The sequence below is a fragment of the Devosia sp. genome, from assembly GCF_035944845.1.
GTDB lineage: Bacteria > Pseudomonadota > Alphaproteobacteria > Rhizobiales > Devosiaceae > Devosia_A.
The window spans coordinates 1-18,273 of sequence record NZ_DASZAW010000097.1; the positions used below are offsets into that span (position 1 = coordinate 1).

Sequence of the window (18,273 nt, forward strand, 5' to 3'; positions counted from 1 at the left end):
GCTAGACACCCCGCCTTGCCGGCACTTCCGCCGGCAATTTCCATTGGAGATGAAAATGATCAAGGTGACGTTCCCCGACGGTGCAGTACGCGACTATGCGCGTGGCACCACCGGGACCACCGTGGTCGAGGGCATCTCCCCAAGCCTCGCCAAGAAGACGGTCGCCATGAAGTGGAACGGGGTCCTCAGCGACCTGTCCGATCCGCTCGAGGAAGACGGCAAGATCGAGTTCGTGATGCGCGACAGCGCCGACGGGCTCGGGCTGATCCGCCATGACTCGGCGCACGTGCTTGCCGAAGCGGTGCAGGAGTTGTGGCCTGAGACGCAGGTCACCATCGGCCCGGTGATCGAGAACGGCTTTTACTACGACTTCAAGCGTGACACGCCGTTCTCCGAGGACGACTTCCCGGCCATCGAAAAGAAGATGGCCGAGATCATCGCGCGCGGCGCCGCCTTCACCAAGGAAGTGTGGACGCGCGACGAAGCCAGGCGCGTGTTCGCGGCCAAGGGCGAGAACTTCAAGGTCGAGCTGGTCGACGCCATTCCGGCCGACCAGATGATCAAGATCTACAAGCAGGGCCAGTGGTTCGACCTCTGCCGCGGCCCGCATATGCGCTCGACCAAGGATGTCGGCACGGCCTTCAAGCTGACCAAGGTGGCCGGCGCGTACTGGCGTGGCGACAGCAACAACCCGGTGCTGAGCCGTATCTATGGCACGGCGTTCGCCAGCCAGAAGGAACTCGACGAGTACCTGCACATGATCGAGGAAGCCGAGAAGCGGGACCACCGCCGCATCGGCAAGGACCTCGATCTGTTCCATCTGCAGGAGGAGGCCCAGGGGTCGGTGTTCTGGCACCCCAAGGGCTATGTCCTCTACAACCAGATGGAGGCCTATATCCGCCGGCGGGTGAACGCCAACGGCTACAACGAGGTGAAGACCCCGCAGCTGATGAGCTCGAAGTTCTGGGAGGCATCGGGCCACTGGGGCAAGTACCGCGAGAACATGTTCGTGGTGCCTGACGAGGTGCCCGGCACCGAAGAGACCGGGCCGGTGCTCTCGGGCAAGGCAGAGCTGATGGCGCTCAAGCCGATGAACTGCCCCGCCCACATCCAGATCTTCAACCAGGGGATCAAGAGCTACCGCGACCTGCCGATCCGCATGGCCGAGTTCGGTTGCTGCCACCGCAACGAAGCGCACGGCGCGCTACACGGGCTGCTGCGCGTGCGGCAGATGACGCAGGACGACGCCCATATCTTCTGCACCGAGGAGCAGATCCAGGCGGAGACCGAGCGTTTCGTCCACCTTCTGTACTCGGTGTACGAGCACATGGGTTTCGAGAATGTCGTCATCAAGCTCGCGACGCGGCCGGAAAAGTTCGGCGGCACCATCGAGCGCTGGGACGCGGCCGAGAAGGCATTGGGCGATGCGCTCAAGGCCACCGGCTACGACTTCGTCATCGCCGAGGGCGAGGGTGCGTTCTACGCACCCAAGCTCGAGTTTCACCTGAAAGACGCCATTGGGCGCTCCTGGCAGGTGGGAACGCTGCAACTCGACTATGTGCTGCCCGAGCGGCTCGGCGCCATGTACGTGGCCGAGGACGGCACCAAGAAATACGCGGTGATGCTGCATCGGGCGATCCTCGGCTCGCTCGAGCGCTTTATCGGCATGCTGATCGAGCACTATGCCGGCAAGATGCCGATGTGGCTGGCGCCGACCCAGGTGGTCGTGGCCACGATCGTCTCGGAGGCCGACGACTATGCGCAGAAGCTGGTCGACCGTCTGAAGGCCGGTGGCATCCGGGCCGAACTCGACGCGCGCAACGAGAAGATAAACTACAAGGTGCGTGAGCACTCGGTGCAGAAAGTGCCGTTGATGTTCGTCGTCGGCAAGCGCGAGGCGGAGGAGGGGACGGTTTCGGTCCGCCGGCTCGGCACCGAGGGGCAGAAGGTGATCGCGGCGACCGATGCGATCGTCGAGCTGATGGCGGAAGCCGTGCCTCCGGACCTCAAGCAGCAGGCTGCATAGCCTGGAAAGATGAAAGGGGCCGCAGCGATGCGGCCCCTTTCATCTGAGCTGTCAGAGCTTGACCGGCTCTTCGTAGACATAGCAGTCGTCGGCGACCAGCATCACCTTGGTCACTCTCAGCGAGGACAGCGGGTCTTTGCTCACATAGCTGCAGTCGTTGCCGGGCTGCATCAGAGAGCCCTGATCGAGCTGCTCGCAATAGCCACCCGGGCGCTTGTAGCCTTCGGGGGCGTCCGGGCCGCAGAGCGCATCGGTGCTCGAGCCGGCAAGTACCGGGGTTGCAAGCGGGAATGCCGCAGACGTTGCGAGCAGCAGGGCAACGGCGAGGATATTCTTCAAGTTCTCTCTCCTTGGTTGGTAGCCGATAGGGCTGGCGGGAAGCGGGTGTCTCGTCCCCGCTGATGTCCCGGGAGTTACTGGCGCCAGCGTGAACTTCGGCCGAACCCAGCATTCAAACTCAATTCATAATCATAATACGACTTATGACCTAGAATTGAGTGCAGAACAGAGAGGGCCCGTCCGATTGGGCGGGCCCTCTCTGTTTGCGCTGAACGACCGACGGACTTAGGCGGCGGCGATCTGGATGGTGATCTTGCGGGCCCCACGAGCCGGCTGCGGCGGCGCGGTGCGGCAGAGCACGAACGCTGCTACATCGCCGACATTGCGATAGGCGAACCACGTCTTGGCCGGGATGCGAACGAACGATCCGGCGGGGACGTACCCGGCGGCGCCGTTGACCATCAGCTCGAGCGCGCCCTGTTGCACCACGAGGACCGTTTCGGCCGCCTCATGCTGCTGTGGGCCGACCTGGGCCCGGGGCGACAAGACGTGGGACTGCGCCTGATACTGGAAACCTGCACCGCAGGGATTGGCGACATGAACGACGCGATCACCCGCAATGAAGAATGCATGCCTCGACATGATAGGTCCCCCCAAGGGACGTGTGCCTGAAACGTGCTGCCACACCTAATTTAGGGCAGATGAACGGCATTTGAATAGTCGTAGGGGGTGGTATTTCGGCTGGCAGTGGCCCGCTCAGCTGATCTGCGGGTCGCGGAACTGCACCCCGAGTTCCTTAACCGAACGCCAGATGACGATGCAGGCCTGCGGGCGGACCTTGTCGACGACCAGGTCGAAGGTGCGGGGAATACGAGTGACTGATGCCACTTCCAGCTTGGCGCCGGTCTCGGAGAGGTTGCGGATGATGCAGCGCATGCGGGTGCGGCCACCGTCGAAGACGATCGTCGCCTCGATCATGGTGTTGCGGCGCGGCGAGAGCCGCTTCTCGAGACGAATATCCAAGCTCAAACCCCCGAAGGCCGATCGGGACAATGCCGATGCGGTGTTGGAGAACCCCTTACGGAATGGATAAAGTTGCAGCGCGAGTTGCCTATTGCATTCCGGCAAGTTGCAGGCCTTGCAGATAACGCGACAGCAATGACGGATACATGAAGCGCAGCCCATCGCCGATCGAGGCGATGCTCACATCCGGATGCGATTGCTGGAAACGCTCGAGCGAGTCGCGGGCGGCCGCCAGATCGCCCTGGTGGGCAAAGTAGACGGAGAGGTCGCGATGCGGCCAGGTGAGACCGGGACGCTCGGACATGGCGCGTTGCGCCCAGGCAATGGCCTGCTGCGGCCGGCCGGCAGCAAAGTTGGCGAGCCCCATGCCGAGGTGCACGTTGAAGGCGAACGGATCCATCGGCGAGAGCCGGGCGGAGCGCTCGAAGGCGGCAAGGCCTTCTTCGGGCGTACCCAGGTAGACATGCCCCCAGCCGCGGCGCATCCAGGCCCAGGCGTGGTTGGGATCGAGTTCCAGCGCCCGATCCGCAAAGGTCGCAGCCTGCCGTACGTCGCCGCCCAGCATCATCATGGCGGATGCCAGCGCCGTCAGCGCAGTCGGATCGTCGGCGACCTGCTGCGATGCGGTTTCGACCAGCGCGGCGGCGGTGCGGCGCTCGGCAGCGAAATCGGCCGTCCAGTTGTAGGCGACCTGCTGGCCATGCGCCCAGGCGGCCAAGGCTGCCGCGAGCCCGTAGTGCGGCTCGAGCGACAGGGCCCGGGTCAGCAGCGCGATCGCCTCGTGGTTGTCTTCGGGGCTGTGCGACCAAAGGTGGGGCAGGGAGCGCATCACCAGGTCGTAGGCGGCCAGCGTCTCCGGGCGCTTCTTGCGCGCCCGCTCCACTTCGGCACGGCGAATGGAAGGCTGGATGGCGCTTGCCACTTCCGCCGCCATCCGATCCTGCAGGTCGAACAGGTCAGCGACGGCGCCATCGACCTTGTTGGACCAGATGTGGCTGCCGGCCTCGGTTTCGACCAGCTGCGCCGTGATGCGTACCCGCTCGCCAACGCGGCGCACCGAGCCTTCGACGACGTAACGCACGCCGAGGTCGCGGCCGATCTGGCGGATATCGACACCGGCCCGGCCCTTGTAGGTGAAGGCCGAGTTGCGGGCGATGACGAAGAAGTCCTTCACCCGGCTGAGTGTGGCGGTGATCTCCTCGACCACGGCGTCGGCGAAATAACTCTGATCGGCCTCGCCGGAAAGATTGTCGAACGGTAGTACGACCACCGACGGCCGATTGCTCGGCGGCGGGGGCGGCGGCGACTCGGGCTGCTGCGGGCGCGTCAGGCCGGCCGGGTGCCAGGCGTAGATCCGCACCGTCTTCGAGATGTTCTTGAGCTCGGTCGGGCCCATGTCGACAAATGGCAACTCGATGGTGCCATCGAGATACTGATACATCCACTTGGTGATGCACATGCCGCCGGCCGGCGAGTGGCTTTGCACCCGCACCGCCAGGTTGATGCCGGAGCCATAGAGATCGTTGCCGGCCACCAGCACGTCGGCGAGCACGATGCCGGCGCGCACCTGGAACATCTCTCCCCCAGGGGCGTGGATCTTCCGCTCATGGATCTGCCGCTGCAGGTCGGCCGTCCATTGCACGGCGGCGACGACGCTGTTGAACTCGGCCAGAAGGCCATCGCCCATGGTCTTGAAGACTTTGCCGCCGGCGGCGCCGATGGTGCGCGAGATCAGCCGATCATAGACCCGCTGCACGAGGCGCAGGGTCTGACGTTCACTGCGCTCGACAAGGCGGGAATATCCCACGATGTCCAGCGATACGATCGGGACCAATCGGCGGTCGGGTTGAGCCATACTGTATGTGCTTCTGCTGCAAGCTCTCGCTCTATAGCACTCGGAAATGTAACGGAGATAGCGGAACAGCGTTCTGCTTCAGAACAATTCGCGCAGAGCAGACGACGGCAGCGGGAAGACCGTCATGCAGCCGGCTGGCAGGCGGCAGCCCGATCGAGCAGCAATATCCGCTCGCGTTCGTTGCGGGTCAGGCCGGCAGCACGCTCGAACTCGACCCGCGCCTCCGCCAGACGGCCGAGCTTCACCAGGAAATCGCCACGGACGCTGGGCAGAAGGTGATAGCTCCTGAGCGCCGGGTCATCGGCAACGGCGTCGAGGATGGCAAGACCCGAGCCGGCACCGAAGGCCATGCTGTGGGCGACGGCGCGGTTGAGCTCGATGACCGGGCTAGGAGTCATCTCGGCGAGCATGTCGTAGAGCGCGGCGATCCGCCGCCAATCGGTCTCTTCCGCCTTGCGGGCTCGGGCATGGCAGGCGGCGATCGCCGCCTGCAGCACGTAGGGGCCGGCGCCGACCAGGGTCTCGGCCTTATCGAGCGCCGCGAGCCCGCGCCGGATCAGCATCTGGTCCCACAGGGCGCGATTCTGCTCGAGTAGCAGGATCGGCTCGCCATTGGCTGCGGTGCGGGCGCGCAGCCGCGAGGCCTGAATCTCCATAAGCGCGACAAGACCGTGGACTTCGGCATCCTCAGGGGCGAGTCCGGCGAGGATACGGCCGAGCCGCATCGCCTCTTCGCAGAGCTGAGGCCGGGTCCAGTCGTCACCGGCAGTTGCCGAGTAGCCTTCGTTGAAGATCAGGTAGAGGACCTCGAGCACCGAGGCCATGCGACCGCCCCGTTCCTCGGCGCGGGGCACCTCGAACGGCATGCCAGCCTCGGCAAGGCTCTTTTTGGCGCGCACGATACGCTGAGCGATGGTCGGCTCGGCAGCGAGGAAGCCGCGGGCGATCTCGTCAGTGGTAAGCCCGCCGATCAGGCGCAGCGTCAGCGCGACGCGCGCTTCGGGCGAAAGCACCGGATGGCACGAGGTGAAGATCAGCTTCAAGAGGTCGTCGCCGACATCGTCATCGAGCGGGGTATCGAGGTCGGGCGCGGTGGATTCGATCTCGCGCAGATCGTAGCCGAGCTCATCGAGCTTGCGTGCCGCCATCTTGTTGCGGCGGAAATAGTCGATGGCGCGGCGCTTAGCGGTCTGCATCAGCCAGGCGCCCGGATTGCGGGGCACGCCGCTTTCCGGCCAGTGGTTGAGCGCGACGATCAGCGAGTCCTGCGCCAGTTCCTCGGCGAGCCCGACATCGCGGACGATTCGGGTCAGGCCAGCGATCAGTTTGGCCTGCTCGATGCGGAACACCGCCTCGATGGCGCGATGGGTTTCTCTTTCGGTCATGGCGGCGGATCAGACCAAATCCGATCCGCCGGAGCAAGGTGCTGATCTCCGGGGTGAGCACTTGCTCATCCCCCCACCATGGCACGGTGCCTACTCGGGCTTGCGCAATGCGTTGCGGGCGGCGTCCCTGCTCGCCATGGCTTCCGTGTAGGCGTCGCCGAAATCTTCGGCCGTGAAGAGCTGGCGGATCTCGATCTCGACGTTGCCGTGACCATCGAGCCTGGGCCAGGTCTTGACCCAGTCGATCGCTGCCTCGCGCGATGGCACCTCGATCAGCGTGTAGCCGGCAATGAGTTCCTTCGACTCCGCGAAGGGGCCATCGATCACTGTTGGCCGGCCGTTGTTGAACTTCACCTTGGCGCCACGCGAACTCGGCATCAGACCGGAGCCGCCGATGACGATGCCGGCCTTCGCCGCATCTTCGTGGAATTGCGTCATGTCGGCGATGAGATCGGCGCCCGGCATCACCCCGGCCTCGGTTTCGGCATCCGCCTTGCGAATAATCATGAACTTCATGTCAGCGTCCTGTTCGTCTTCAGTTGGTGATGGGCTGTTGGGTGGCGTCGCGCCACGCCTGTTCCTTGGCGATCGCCTCCTGCGATACGACCTCGGCGAAATCTGCTGCTTCAAAGACACGACGCAATTCAATGGTCTCGCCGTCGTCAAACGGGATCCGCTTGACCCATTCGACCGCTTCGTCCCGCGACTTGACGCTGATTACCCAGAACCCGGCGATGAGTTCCTTTGTCTCGGCAAACGGGCCATCCCTGACGACCAGCGTGCCGCCCTCCGAGGTGACGCGAGCGCCCTGGTTCGAGGGGTGGAGGCCCTCGGCGGCGAGCAATATGCCGGCATTGATAAGCGCCTCGTTGAAGCGGCCCATCGCCTCGAAGGTCTCGGGTGACGGCATGATGCCGGCCTCGCTGTCGGCGGTGGCTTTGACAATGATCATGAAGCGCATCTTCGCTCTCCTGGTGCCCGCGGACGCCACGCCGGGATGGCGCGGTTCGTCGTGCTTCGATGACACGACGAGTGACCGGCAGCGAGATCGACAGCGGCGACGAAGATTTTCAGGAAGGCGGTCAGTAGACCGTCGTGAGGACCTCGATTTCCTTGGCCGCACCTGGCTGGACCTGGAACTCGCGGTTGTAGACCTGGTCGCCGCGCTTGGCGAAAACCAGATAGTCGCCTTCGCCGAGCACAGTCGAGGGGAAGGCGCCAATATTGGAGAACACGGTCTGGCCATCGGCGGTCTTCACCGTCCAGTCGATATCGGCAATGGCTTCGCCGCCTGCCTCGCTGACCAGCTTGAACGAGATCTGAGCGGCGCGATGGTAGAGCGTCGCGTCGGTCAGCTGGCCCGGCTCGACACGCAGGTCGGCGCGCACCACAGCGTTCACGTCGCCGAAATAAGAGACGATGTGATAGGTGCCGGCATTGAGGGTGACGATGTCGTTGGGGCTCAGATTCTGGGCCACCAGCGTGCGATCCGCCTCGGTGCTCCCGCTGGTGTAGATGTCGAAGCGCAGCAGGTTGATCGGGATCGCGACGTCGCCGGTGACCGCCGCGTTGAGGCGCATGGCGCCGGCATCGAGGATCAGGGATTTCGAGTTCTGGCCCTCGGCGACGGTGAGCGTGTCGGTGGTCTGGGCGCGGCCGTAGGCGACATGCACGACGTAACTGCCGGGCGGCAGTTCGAGATGCGCCGTGGCGTCATCGGATTTCTGCGCCAGCACCAGGTCGCCGGCGGCGTCGGTGCGGGTCTCGAACACGCGCCAGGTGACGCCGTCGGGCAGCGAGGTGCCGTCCTCGGTGATCTTGGCCATCAGCGTCACGGGCTGCGGCGCGGTGTTGACCGCGACCGCCTCGGCGGCTGCGGCAGCCGGGCCGGGGTCAATGGCAGCCGGCTCTGTCGCGGCGGCGCTGGCGAGTTCGGCGGAGGGTGCAGCGGCGGGCTGTTCGACAGCCTGCGGCATGCGGTCGGCGCGCCGGGGCAGGGGAATCGGCGGATCCTCGGCGATGGCCAACATCGGCGCGAGCATTGCCGCGATTCCGAGAATGCCGATCCAGTACCTGAGCTTCACCCTAGACCCCGCAGACGGCGCCCCGCAGCGCCTCGCTTCAAAATGCCTCGCGTGCCTACGCTTGGATTGGGGAAAAGCTGTGTCATAAGGACCTCACGCTCGCAAGGACCAGACCATGCCCATCAACGCCGCAGTGCGCGACTATCTCAAGACCCGCCGTTCCGTCGGTATCGGCTTCCTCAAAGACCCCGGCCCGACGCCGGATGAGCTCAGGGAGATCCTTGTCATCGGGACGCGCGTCCCCGATCACGGCAAGTTCGTGCCGTGGCGGCTGATTCTGATCGAAGGCGACGACCGGATCAAAGCGGGCGAAAAGCTTGCCGAGATCGCCAGGCGCAAGCGCCCCGAACTCGATGAGGCCGGCCTTGATATCGAACGGCGGCAGTTCCTGCCGGCACCGGTGACCATCGGCGTGCTGCTCTCGCCCAAGCCCAATCCCAAGGCACCGGAGATGGAGCAGTTGCTGTCGGCCGGCAATGTCTGCTTCAACCTCTCGCATGCTGCTTTTGCCATGGGTTTTGCGGCCAGCTGGACCAACCGCTGGTACGGCTTCGATACCGAAGCGCAGACCATGCTGGGCGCTCGCGGCGGCGAACGCTTCGTTGGCTTCATCCATATCGGCACCCCGACCACTGACATCGAGGATCGCGACCGGCCGAACCTCGATGAAGTGGTGACGCGCTGGCAGGGCTAACCATTCGTTAACCAGTCGCGGGTGATTGGTTAACCGAACGTTAGCAACGGACCCTTCGAGTCGATGGGCGTGAAGCCGATATCGGTGCCGCAACCGCTTGCCTATGCCATGGACACGGCAGGGGCCAAGAGCGACGTCGACTTCGATTACCTGCTGCGTACGGCGATCCGCGAAAGCAGCCTCAACCCGGAGGCCAAGGCCCGGACGTCCAGCGCCACCGGACTGTTCCAGTTCCTCGACAGCACCTGGCTGCAGGTGATGAAGGAGGAGGGGCCGCGGCTCGGTTACGGGCAATACGCCAGTGCGATCAAGGTCGACGCCGACGGCGATTACTACATCGCCGACAAGGCGCTGCGGCAGGACGTTCTGAAACTGCGTGAGGACCCGCAGGTCGCCTCGGATATGGCGGCGGCGTTCACCCGGAGCAATGGCGCCTACCTGTTCGAGAAATTTGGCCGCATGCCGAGCCCGGGCGAACTCTACATCGCGCATTTTCTCGGGGCGCAGGGGGCAGAAAAGCTGTTCAACGCCGGCCTGAAGGATCCCGACCAGATCGCCGCCAAGCTGTTTCCCAAACAGGCCAAGGCCAATCGCGCCATCTTCTACGAGGGCGGCGAGGCGCGGACCATCCGCGAGGTCTACCGAGCGCTGGTCGACAAGCACGACGGAGCTGTCGATCCGCGCTTTGCCACGCAGCAGCTGGCGGTCGACCCGGCGGCGCCGGCCGGCAAGTGGGATTCGGCCCCGGTGCCATCGCGATTCTCGCCGGACGACATGTCCTTCACCTCGCTGTTTTCGAGCGAGGGCGAGGTGCAGGGACGCACCCTGATGAGTCCGGCGACGGAAGCGCAGGGAAGCGCGCTGTTCACCCAGCTCTATGGCCAGGACGGAACGCTGCCCAAACCCCCGAAATTATGGTGAACCGTTCCTTAAGCCTTCCCCGATAGCGTCATTTCCGGCGCCTATCGGAGAACTTGATGGTTGCGTACCAGGATTTCGTCGCGCTGAGCCAATCGCGCGACAGTGAGGAGCGGGGGCAGGCGGCCCACCTCGCTGCCATGGCCTATCTCAACCACTATGGTCCGGCCGACGAGCACGCGGCGCTTTATGCGGCGCTGATCGGCTTTCTCGACGATCCATCGGTGCGGGTGCGCGGGGCGCTGGCCTATGGGCTGCTGCATGCTGTGGAGGCGCCGCGGCCCATTCTGCTGGCGCTGCTGCACGATAGTCCGGTGATCGCGCGCGCCGTGGTGCAGTATTCTCCGGCGCTGGTCGATGCCGACCTGATGGCGCTGATCCGGGGTGCCGACGAGGTGATGCTGCTGGCGACGGCGACCCGTGAGCGGCTGAGCCAGCGGGTGGTTGAGGCGCTGGTGGCGCGCGGTGGGCGACCATTGCTGATCAAGCTGCTGGATCGACCCGATGTGCCGTTCTCCCCGGCCATGCTGCGACAGGTGGCTGATCGCGATGGGGCCGACGACGCGGATCTGCGCGGGCTGCTGCTGGCGCGTGACGACCTGCCCGCCGATGCGCGGCTGATTCTGGTGCAGGCGGTTGCCGCGGCGCTGCGTGGTACACGGATGGTCCGGGGTGCCGTAGCACCGCATCGACTGGAGCGGCTGCTGCGCGACGCGACCGATACGGCGCTGACGGCGATCGGCGAGCAGGAGGCGGCGGCGGGCAGGGCGCCTTATGCAGCAGACCTGGTCGAAGCGGAGTTCGTCTCGACCCGGGTGATGCTGCACGCCATCGTCCAGGGCCATGTGCTGTTCTTTGCCGATTGCGTGGCGCAACTGGCGGAGACGCCGCGTGACAAGGTATTCACGTTGCTGGAGCATGGCAGCCGGTCGGCCCTCAATGCGCTGTTCTCGCGTTGCGGCCTCGGCGAAGCAGTGCGCAACATGCTGGCACGATTGATCTTTCACGCCCGCGCCGCCGACCTTGCCGATGATTTGGCAGCCCGGCATTTGGTGGTGACCGCGCTGACCGAGGAGCTGATCGTCGAGCATGACGGGGTCATTCCGCCCGAGCTCGAGGAGGCGTTTGCCTATCTCAGCGAACAGAACGTCATTCTGGCGCGCCGCGCCGCACGCGGGGTCATGTCGGCCTTCGCCGGGACGGCACAGTCGGAAATGACACTGCCGCAGCTCGAGGCTGAGGAGCTTCTGGCGCTGCCGGCGGCATAGGAAGGACTGACCGAAGCTAGGTCGAGGCCGTCACGACAGAAGCGCGTCAATAGCGGAACTGTTCGCTCAGCACGCGCTCGTCGAGTCCGGTGCCCGGATCGAACAGCAGCGTCACCTTCTGGTTACGGTTCTCACGCACCGTCACCTCGATGACCCGCTGGAACTCGACATTGTCGGCCACTGCGCTCACCGGGCGCTTGTCGGCTTCGCGGGTGCGGAAGGTGACGACGGCGCGGTTGTTGAGAATGGCGCCGCGCCAGCGACGCGGGCGGAACGGCGAGATTGGCGTCAGCGCCAGCAAGGGCGAGTCGATCGGCAGGATCGGGCCATGTGCGGAAAGGTTGTAGGCGGTCGAACCTGCGGGGGTTGCGAGCAGCACGCCATCACAGATCAGCTCTTCGAGGCGCGGCTGGCCATCGACCAGGATTTCCACCTTCACCGCCTGATAGGTCATGCGGAACAGCGACACTTCGTTGAGCGCCAACGCCCGGTGCTCGGAACCATCGGCCAACCGGACGTTCATTTCGAGCGGGTAGATGTGGGTAGGCTTGGCGGCGGCGAGGCGCGCGGGCAAGCCATCGGCAGAGAACTCGTTCATCAGGAAGCCGACGGAGCCGAAGTTCATACCGTAGACCGGCACGTTCCTGCCCATCTTGCGGTGCAGGGTCTGCAGCATCAGCCCGTCGCCGCCCAGGGCAACCACGGTGGTTGCAGCGTCAAAGCCGCTGTCGCCGTAGCGCTGGCGCAGCAGGTCCGCTGCGCGATCCGCCTCCGGCGTGCCGCTCGAAACGAAGCTTACCCCTTCGATACGTTCCGTCACGGCTGGCCCCTCACTGCTCGCGCCCGCTGCCTAGCATGGGCGGGTGACGTGGGGAAGAACGGGTTGATTGGGCCGTTCGTCTCAACTACATGAGCGGCAACGGATTTGAGGATAGAAATGCGCGCCGAAATCACCAAGGTCATCGCCGAAATCGAGCAGGTCGTAAGCCTGCTGAGGAGGCATCTTTGACTGGGATACAGCTGAAGCCCGCCTCGACGACCTGACGGCTCGGACCGAGCACCCCAACTTCTGGGCCGATCCGGAGAAGGCCCGGCCGATCATGCAGCAGCGTGATGAGCTGGACGTGCAGGTGAAGGCAGTGAAGGCCTTCGAAGCCTCGATCCGCGACAACACCGAACTCATCGAGATGGGTGAGGCGGAGAACGACGCCGAGGTGGTCAAGGAGGCCGAGCAGGCCCTGCATGAGACCTTGAAGGAAGCGCGGTCTGCCCAGGTCGAGACACTGCTTTCCGGCGAAGCGGACGGTAATGACTGCTATCTCGAGATCCACTCCGGCGCCGGCGGCACCGAGAGCCAGGACTGGGCAAACATCCTGTTGCGGATGTACACGCGCTGGGCGGAGCGGCGGAAGTTCAAGGTCGAGACGATGGAGATCCATGACGGTGAAGAAGCCGGGATCAAGTCGGCGACCATCAAGGTTACCGGGCATAATGCCTATGGCTGGCTGAAGACCGAGAGCGGTGTACATCGCCTCGTGCGCATTTCGCCCTACGACAGTGCGGCGCGCCGCCACACCAGCTTTTCGAGCGCCTGGGTCTACCCGGTGGTCGATGACACCATCAACATCGAGATCAACGAGAGTGACCTGAAGGTCGATACCTATCGTTCTTCCGGTGCTGGTGGTCAGCACGTCAACACCACCGACTCGGCGATCCGCATCACGCACGTGCCGTCAGGCATTGTCGTCGCCTGCCAGCAGGAGCGCAGCCAGCACAAGAACCGCGCCACGGCGATGGCCATGCTGAAGGCGCGCCTCTACGAGGTGGAACTGCAAAAGCGCGAGGAAGCGGCCAACGCCGAATCCGCTGCCAAGACGGATGTGGGCTGGGGCCATCAGATCCGCAGCTATGTGCTGCAGCCCTACCAGATGGTCAAAGACCTGCGCACCGGCCACGAAACGTCGAACACCTCGGCAGTGCTCGATGGCGATCTCGACGACTTCATGGAAGCCTCGCTCGCGGCGCGGGTCACCGGCTACGCAGACAAGGTCGCCGACGCCGAATAACGAAGTTGGCCGGTAGCTCGGCTACCGGCCAACGACCATCCGAAGACCCGAAATCGAGATGAAGCGCCCAGGGCCACCTTGGCGCAACTGCCTTGTTACCGGTAACGTCTTGCGAACGCATGATGCATTTGAACTAATGCAAGGCGCAATGAGTTACGTCACTCATTGCGCACGGGCTTGGGGGAGCGGTGATGGAGGATGACGACCTGGTCGACAGGATCTACGAGGCGGGAGCCGTTCCCGACCTCTGGCCGAATGTCCTCGAAACCCTGGGCAGAATAAGCCGGGTTGCCGGCACTGTACTGTTCGCCGTGCGGGGTGAGACGGCGCACTGGACGGCTTCCCCGAGCCTCGTGGATATGTCGCGGGGATATTTCGAGGGCGGGTATCCCGGCCATGACGACCGTACGGCGCGGCTCCTCGCTTACGATCATCCTGGTTTCGTCACCGATCTGGACGTGTTTACGCGTGAGGAGTGGGAAGCCGATCCGATCCGCAAGGAGTTCTTCGTGCCGCGTGGCTTCGGCTGGGGGGTGGCGACCGGGATCAAGGTCCCGACCGGCGATCTGCTGATCTTCCACGGCGAGAGACGACTGGCGGATGGGCCGGTCCAGCGGGATGTGGTGGAGCGTCTCGACCTGCTGCGTCCGCACCTGGCGCGCGCCGCACTGATGTCGGCCCGAATCGCGTTCGAACGTGCCCAGGGCGCCGTTGCGGCGCTGGAGATGGTCGGCCTTCCTGCAGCAGTGCTTGGTCCGCGCGGTGCGGCGATTGCGACCAACGGCATGCTGGAGGCTCTCGCGCCGTCGGTGGTGCAGTCACGGCCGACCCGGCTGGCGCTCGCCAATCAGCGCTCCGACGAGATGCTGAGCACCGCACTCGAGGCAGCCGAGGCCGGACTGCATACGGGTCCGGTGCGCTCGATCCCGATCCCCGCCAGCGAGGACAGCCCGGCAATGGTGGCGCATATGCTGCCGATACGCGCCTCGGCCCGTGAGGTGTTTACCGGTGCCGCCGCCGTGCTGCTGATGACGCCGGTAACGCTACGGGAACTGCCTGATGCGGCGGTGATCCAGGGGCTGTTCGACCTGACGCCGGCAGAAGCCCGGATCGCACGCGCGCTCGGCGGCGGGATGACCATCGGGCAGATCGCCTCGACAACCGGCGCCAGCGCGGCAACGGTGCGCAACCAGGTCCAGGCGGTATTCGGCAAAACCGGCATGCATCGACAGGCCGATCTCGTCGGCCTGTTGCAGGGGTTGCAGCCGTTGGTTAGCGCCCCGACCCCACCGTCGCGATTGCCGCCGCGTAAGTGATGCCGCCGCCAAAGGCGACGAGACCCAGTCGGTCGCCCGACTTGGTGGTCGGCAAGGCATCCATCAGCGCCAGCGGAATGGTCGAGGAACTGGTGTTGCCGAGGTTACGGATGATCGAGTGCGCCGGGCGGCCCGAGCGACGGGCGATAGCGTCGATGATGCGCTGGTTGGCCTGGTGCGGCACCATCAGGTCGATATCATCCATCGAGATGCCTTCGGCGGCACAAGCCGAGGTCAGCGTCGCCGACATGGCGCGCACGGCATCGGCGAACACCTCGCGGCCGTTCATCTTGATGTAGCCTTCGCCGGCGCGGGGCACGCTCAGCAACTCGCCCGACTCCGGTGCGCCGGCGATGGTCGGCTGGGCAAAGGTGAAGAGTGCGGGCTGATCATGCCCTGGCCCCTGTACCAGTGATGCGGTAGCCGCGTCGGCAAACAGCACGGCGGTGTTGAAGTCGTTCTGGTCGAGCAGTGGCGACAGCACTTCCGACGTCACCACCAGCACCCGGGCTTCGGGATTGTTGGACACGTAGTCGCGGGCCTGGGCCAGCGCGTACAGGTAGCCGGAACAGGCGGCATTGATGTCGTAGGCCGGCAGGTTGGCGCGGCCGGCCGTGCTGACGGCGTCGGCAACGCGGCAGGCCAGCGAAGGGGTGATCACATCCGGCGTGCCGGTGGCGGCGATCACCAGATCGATATCGTTGATGTCGAGCCGCTGCTCGTCGAGCAGCTTCTGCGTGGCAGAGACGGCAAGCGAGAACACCGTCTCGCCCGGCTGTACCCAGCGGCGGCTTTCGATGCCGGTAAGCTTGACAATGTCGCCGGCGTCGCGGGTCTGCCAGTTGCCCTTGAGGTCGGCATTATGCACCTTGCGGCCGCCGGTAATGCCGGTGATACCGGCCACACCCACCGGAACGTCGGCGCGACCGATCGCAACAGGCGCCGCCAGCGGGGCGCCGCGTCGTTTCAGCATCGCCTTGTCGACGCGCTCGGCAGTAACCGTGGTCTGTTGCCGCGCCGCCGAGGCATCGGCCTCGACGAACATCAGCGGCGCACCCACAGCAACCTTGTGCTTGGGCTCGACCGGAATCGACAGGACCTTGCCGGTCACCGTGGCCTGGACGTCGACGGCTGCCTTGGTGGCCTCGACCACGGCGACAAGGTCTCCGACCTTGATCATGTCGCCTGGCTTCACCAGCAGTTCGACCACTTCGACTTCGTCGTCGGCAGGGCCGGAGCCGATAGCGGTGATTGCCGTAGGGCCGGCGTCAACCTTGGGCGCTTCCCACGAGAGATCGAATTCGAGCAGCGCGGCAGCCGCTTCCATGATCCGGCGATAGGAGGGCAGGGTGTCGATCTGCCGCTCGAACTGGAACGGCACATGGATATCGTCGCGGGTGACACGCCGGGCACTGACCGGAACGCCGGCCTTTTCCATCACCGTCGCCATGACCTCGGCCCCGAAGCCGGCGGTGTGGTTGTCCTCATGCACTACCAGCAGCCGCTTGGTGCGGCGGACCGAGCGGAGCACCGCGTCCTCGTCCCAGGGCGAGATCGAGCGGAGGTCAATGAGGTCGAGTTCAGCGCCGGCGCCGGACAGCGTCTCGGCGGCCAGCAGCGACTGGGTCAGCGGGTTGCCCCAGGTGACCAGCGTCAGGTCGTTCCCCTGGCGTACGGTGCGAGCCTTGCCGGGGGCAACGAATTGCCTGGCCGTATCGTCCGAGGTGCGGCGATCGGAGAGGTTCAGGCCGCTCTTGGGGTAGAGGAAGACGGTCGGGCGCTTGCTCTGGAAGGCGGCATTGAGGAGGCCCGCCGCATCGCCGGCGCTCGACGGCATGACCACATCGATGCCCGGCACATGGGCGAGGATCGATTCGAGGGTCTGGGCGTGGAACGGGCCGAGGCCCGCCTTGTAGCCGCCGCAGCTGACCATCAGGATCACCGGCGCCTGCCAGCTGCCATCGGTGCGCCAGTACATCGAGCCGAGCTCGGAAATGATCTGGTTGAAGCCGAGCGGCAGGAAATCGGCAAACTGGATGAACGCCACCGGGCGCTGCCCAGTCAGCGCGCGGCCGATCGAGGTGCCCACGATTGTCGACTCCGACAGCGGCGCGTTGCGAACGCGGCCGGGGAAAGCGGTCGACAGGCCCTTGGTGACGCCGAATACATCGCCCTTGGGGTCTTCGATGTCCTGGCCGAGCAGATGGACTTCGCGATTGGCCTGGAGCTGGTCGCGCAACACCCGGTTGAGGGCTTCGCGCATGGTGAGATTCGGCTGCTTGGCGTCGCCGCGATATTCCTTGGCGTGCGCGAACTCGGGCGGGTAGGGCGCTTTGGCCGCACCGGCGGTCTGCGGCCCGGCTTCGCCGCGCGCTTCGACAACAGCTGCCGCTACTTCGGCGATCAGGCTGGTTTCGAGCTGCGCCAGTGCCGCATCGCCCATCTGCGACTCGCGCAGCGATTGACGGATGGCTTCGAGCGGATCGCGGTTCTTGCCGGATTTCAGCTCGTCGGCGGCGCGATAGAGCGCCTGATCGTCAGCATTGGTGTGATCGGAGAGCCGCTCCAGCTCCATCAGCAGCAGCGACGGGCCGCGGGTGGCGCGGGTATGGGTCACCGCCGTTTCAAAGGCGGTACGGGTAGCCGCCAGGTCGACGCCATCGACACGGCGGATCGGCAGGCCCAGGAAGCTCTCGGCCGGGCCGGTGGGCAGATCGAAGAAGGTCTGGCCCGGCGTCTTGGTCGAGATGGCCCAGTTGTTGTTCTGGATGACGAATACCACCGGCGCGCCGGTGCGTACTGCCTCGCCCACCGCCTCGAGGAATTCACCCTGTTGGGTGGTGCCGTCGCCGACGCAGCAGATCACCACCGGGGAATCGGGGTGGAACTTCACGGCCTGGGCGTTGCCCACGGCGTGCAGCGCGTTGTTGCCGACGGGCCCGACCATCGAAGCGACATTCAGTTCGCGGGCCGAGTAATGCGCGCTCATCTGTCGGCCGGCAGAATGCGACGGACCGGTAGCGAGCAGGCTGCGGAAGAATTCGACCAGCGGCAGGCCTCGTGCCAGCAGCAGCGCCTTGTCGCGATAGTGCAGGTGCAGCCAATCCTGCTGGCCGAGATAATCGGCGATCAACGCCGTCGACTCGTGGCCGGCGCCGGAAACATGGAAATGCGCCAGTCCCTGCTTGACCAGGTCTTGTTCGACACGGTCAATCTCGCGGGCGAGAAACATCGCCCGGTGCAGCCGCAGCATCGTTGGAATGTCTGAGGTCATCAGCATTGTGGCGGGAACCTAAACCCGTCCCCGGCGAAAAACCAGAGCAACTAGCTGGTCTTGGGCGAATGCATGGCTGATTTGC

16 protein-coding genes are annotated in these 18,273 nt (G+C 65.0%); 6 read left to right on the forward strand and 10 right to left on the reverse strand.

Annotation, left to right across the window (positions count from 1 at the left end; all coding sequences use genetic code 11):
- Positions 1 to 55 precede the first annotated feature (55 nt).
- On the forward strand, positions 56 to 2,026 hold the full coding sequence (gene thrS, locus VGV07_RS19110; RefSeq protein ID WP_326870319.1) for a threonine--tRNA ligase: 1,971 nt from the start codon (positions 56 to 58) through the stop codon (positions 2,024 to 2,026).
- A gap of 51 nt (positions 2,027 to 2,077) precedes the next feature.
- Here thrS and VGV07_RS19115 read toward each other — a convergent pair whose 3' ends face one another.
- From VGV07_RS19115 to VGV07_RS19150, 8 genes are all read right to left on the reverse strand, one after another.
- Entirely contained in the window at positions 2,078 to 2,365 is a 288-nt protein-coding gene (locus VGV07_RS19115) for a hypothetical protein (protein WP_326870320.1), read from the reverse strand.
- A gap of 225 nt (positions 2,366 to 2,590) precedes the next feature.
- Positions 2,591 to 2,947 (reverse strand): cupin domain-containing protein, encoded by a 357-nt coding sequence (locus tag VGV07_RS19120; protein ID WP_326870321.1) that lies wholly within the window; start codon positions 2,945 to 2,947, stop codon positions 2,591 to 2,593.
- A gap of 114 nt (positions 2,948 to 3,061) precedes the next feature.
- Complete coding sequence (locus VGV07_RS19125; protein ID WP_326870322.1) at positions 3,062 to 3,328, reverse strand: PilZ domain-containing protein; 267 nt, start codon at positions 3,326 to 3,328, stop codon at positions 3,062 to 3,064.
- Positions 3,329 to 3,416: 88 nt separating this feature from the next.
- The gene (locus VGV07_RS19130) at positions 3,417 to 5,183 is read right to left on the reverse strand and encodes an adenylate/guanylate cyclase domain-containing protein (RefSeq protein WP_326870323.1); all 1,767 of its coding nucleotides are present in this window, start codon (positions 5,181 to 5,183) and stop codon (positions 3,417 to 3,419) included.
- A gap of 122 nt (positions 5,184 to 5,305) precedes the next feature.
- Positions 5,306 to 6,568 (reverse strand): RNA polymerase sigma factor, encoded by a 1,263-nt coding sequence (locus VGV07_RS19135; RefSeq protein ID WP_326870324.1) that lies wholly within the window; start codon positions 6,566 to 6,568, stop codon positions 5,306 to 5,308.
- Between the two features lie 90 nt (positions 6,569 to 6,658).
- The gene (locus tag VGV07_RS19140) at positions 6,659 to 7,084 is read right to left on the reverse strand and encodes a YciI family protein (RefSeq protein ID WP_326870325.1); all 426 of its coding nucleotides are present in this window, start codon (positions 7,082 to 7,084) and stop codon (positions 6,659 to 6,661) included.
- Positions 7,085 to 7,103: 19 nt separating this feature from the next.
- On the reverse strand, positions 7,104 to 7,529 hold the full coding sequence (locus VGV07_RS19145; protein ID WP_326870326.1) for a YciI family protein: 426 nt from the start codon (positions 7,527 to 7,529) through the stop codon (positions 7,104 to 7,106).
- 121 nt (positions 7,530 to 7,650) lie between these two features.
- On the reverse strand, positions 7,651 to 8,652 hold the full coding sequence (locus VGV07_RS19150; protein WP_326870327.1) for a hypothetical protein: 1,002 nt from the start codon (positions 8,650 to 8,652) through the stop codon (positions 7,651 to 7,653).
- A 115-nt stretch (positions 8,653 to 8,767) separates the two neighbouring features.
- Between VGV07_RS19150 and VGV07_RS19155 the strand changes: the two genes are divergently transcribed.
- The 3 genes from VGV07_RS19155 (at position 8,768) to VGV07_RS19165 (ending at position 11,532) form a co-directional block, all read left to right on the forward strand.
- Positions 8,768 to 9,346, forward strand: coding sequence for a nitroreductase (locus VGV07_RS19155; RefSeq protein ID WP_326870328.1), 579 nt, complete (start codon positions 8,768 to 8,770; stop codon positions 9,344 to 9,346).
- Between the two features lie 69 nt (positions 9,347 to 9,415).
- Positions 9,416 to 10,267: a lytic transglycosylase domain-containing protein gene (locus VGV07_RS19160; RefSeq protein WP_326870329.1), complete on the forward strand. Its 852-nt coding sequence runs from the start codon at positions 9,416 to 9,418 to the stop codon at positions 10,265 to 10,267.
- Between the two features lie 56 nt (positions 10,268 to 10,323).
- Positions 10,324 to 11,532, forward strand: a complete 1,209-nt coding sequence (locus VGV07_RS19165) for a DUF2336 domain-containing protein (RefSeq protein WP_326870330.1) — start codon at positions 10,324 to 10,326, stop codon at positions 11,530 to 11,532.
- 46 nt (positions 11,533 to 11,578) lie between these two features.
- Here the strand turns inward: VGV07_RS19165 and VGV07_RS19170 are convergent, their stop codons facing one another.
- On the reverse strand, positions 11,579 to 12,352 hold the full coding sequence (locus VGV07_RS19170) for an NAD kinase (protein ID WP_326870331.1): 774 nt from the start codon (positions 12,350 to 12,352) through the stop codon (positions 11,579 to 11,581).
- A 117-nt stretch (positions 12,353 to 12,469) separates the two neighbouring features.
- Between VGV07_RS19170 and prfB the strand changes: the two genes are divergently transcribed.
- A protein-coding gene (gene prfB / locus VGV07_RS19175) for a peptide chain release factor 2 (protein WP_326870332.1) occupies positions 12,470 to 13,598 on the forward strand; the annotation gives its coding sequence in 2 pieces (ribosomal slippage) (positions 12,470 to 12,538 and positions 12,540 to 13,598; 1,128 coding nt in all).
- Positions 13,599 to 13,789: 191 nt separating this feature from the next.
- Entirely contained in the window at positions 13,790 to 14,914 is a 1,125-nt protein-coding gene (locus tag VGV07_RS19180; RefSeq protein WP_326870333.1) for a helix-turn-helix transcriptional regulator, read from the forward strand.
- Here the strand turns inward: VGV07_RS19180 and VGV07_RS19185 are convergent.
- Positions 14,871 to 18,194, reverse strand: coding sequence for a beta-ketoacyl-ACP synthase 3 (locus VGV07_RS19185; protein WP_326870334.1), 3,324 nt, complete (start codon positions 18,192 to 18,194; stop codon positions 14,871 to 14,873). The two genes, VGV07_RS19180 and VGV07_RS19185, sit on opposite strands and share 44 nt — an antisense overlap.
- Between the last annotated feature and the right edge of the window lie 79 nt (positions 18,195 to 18,273).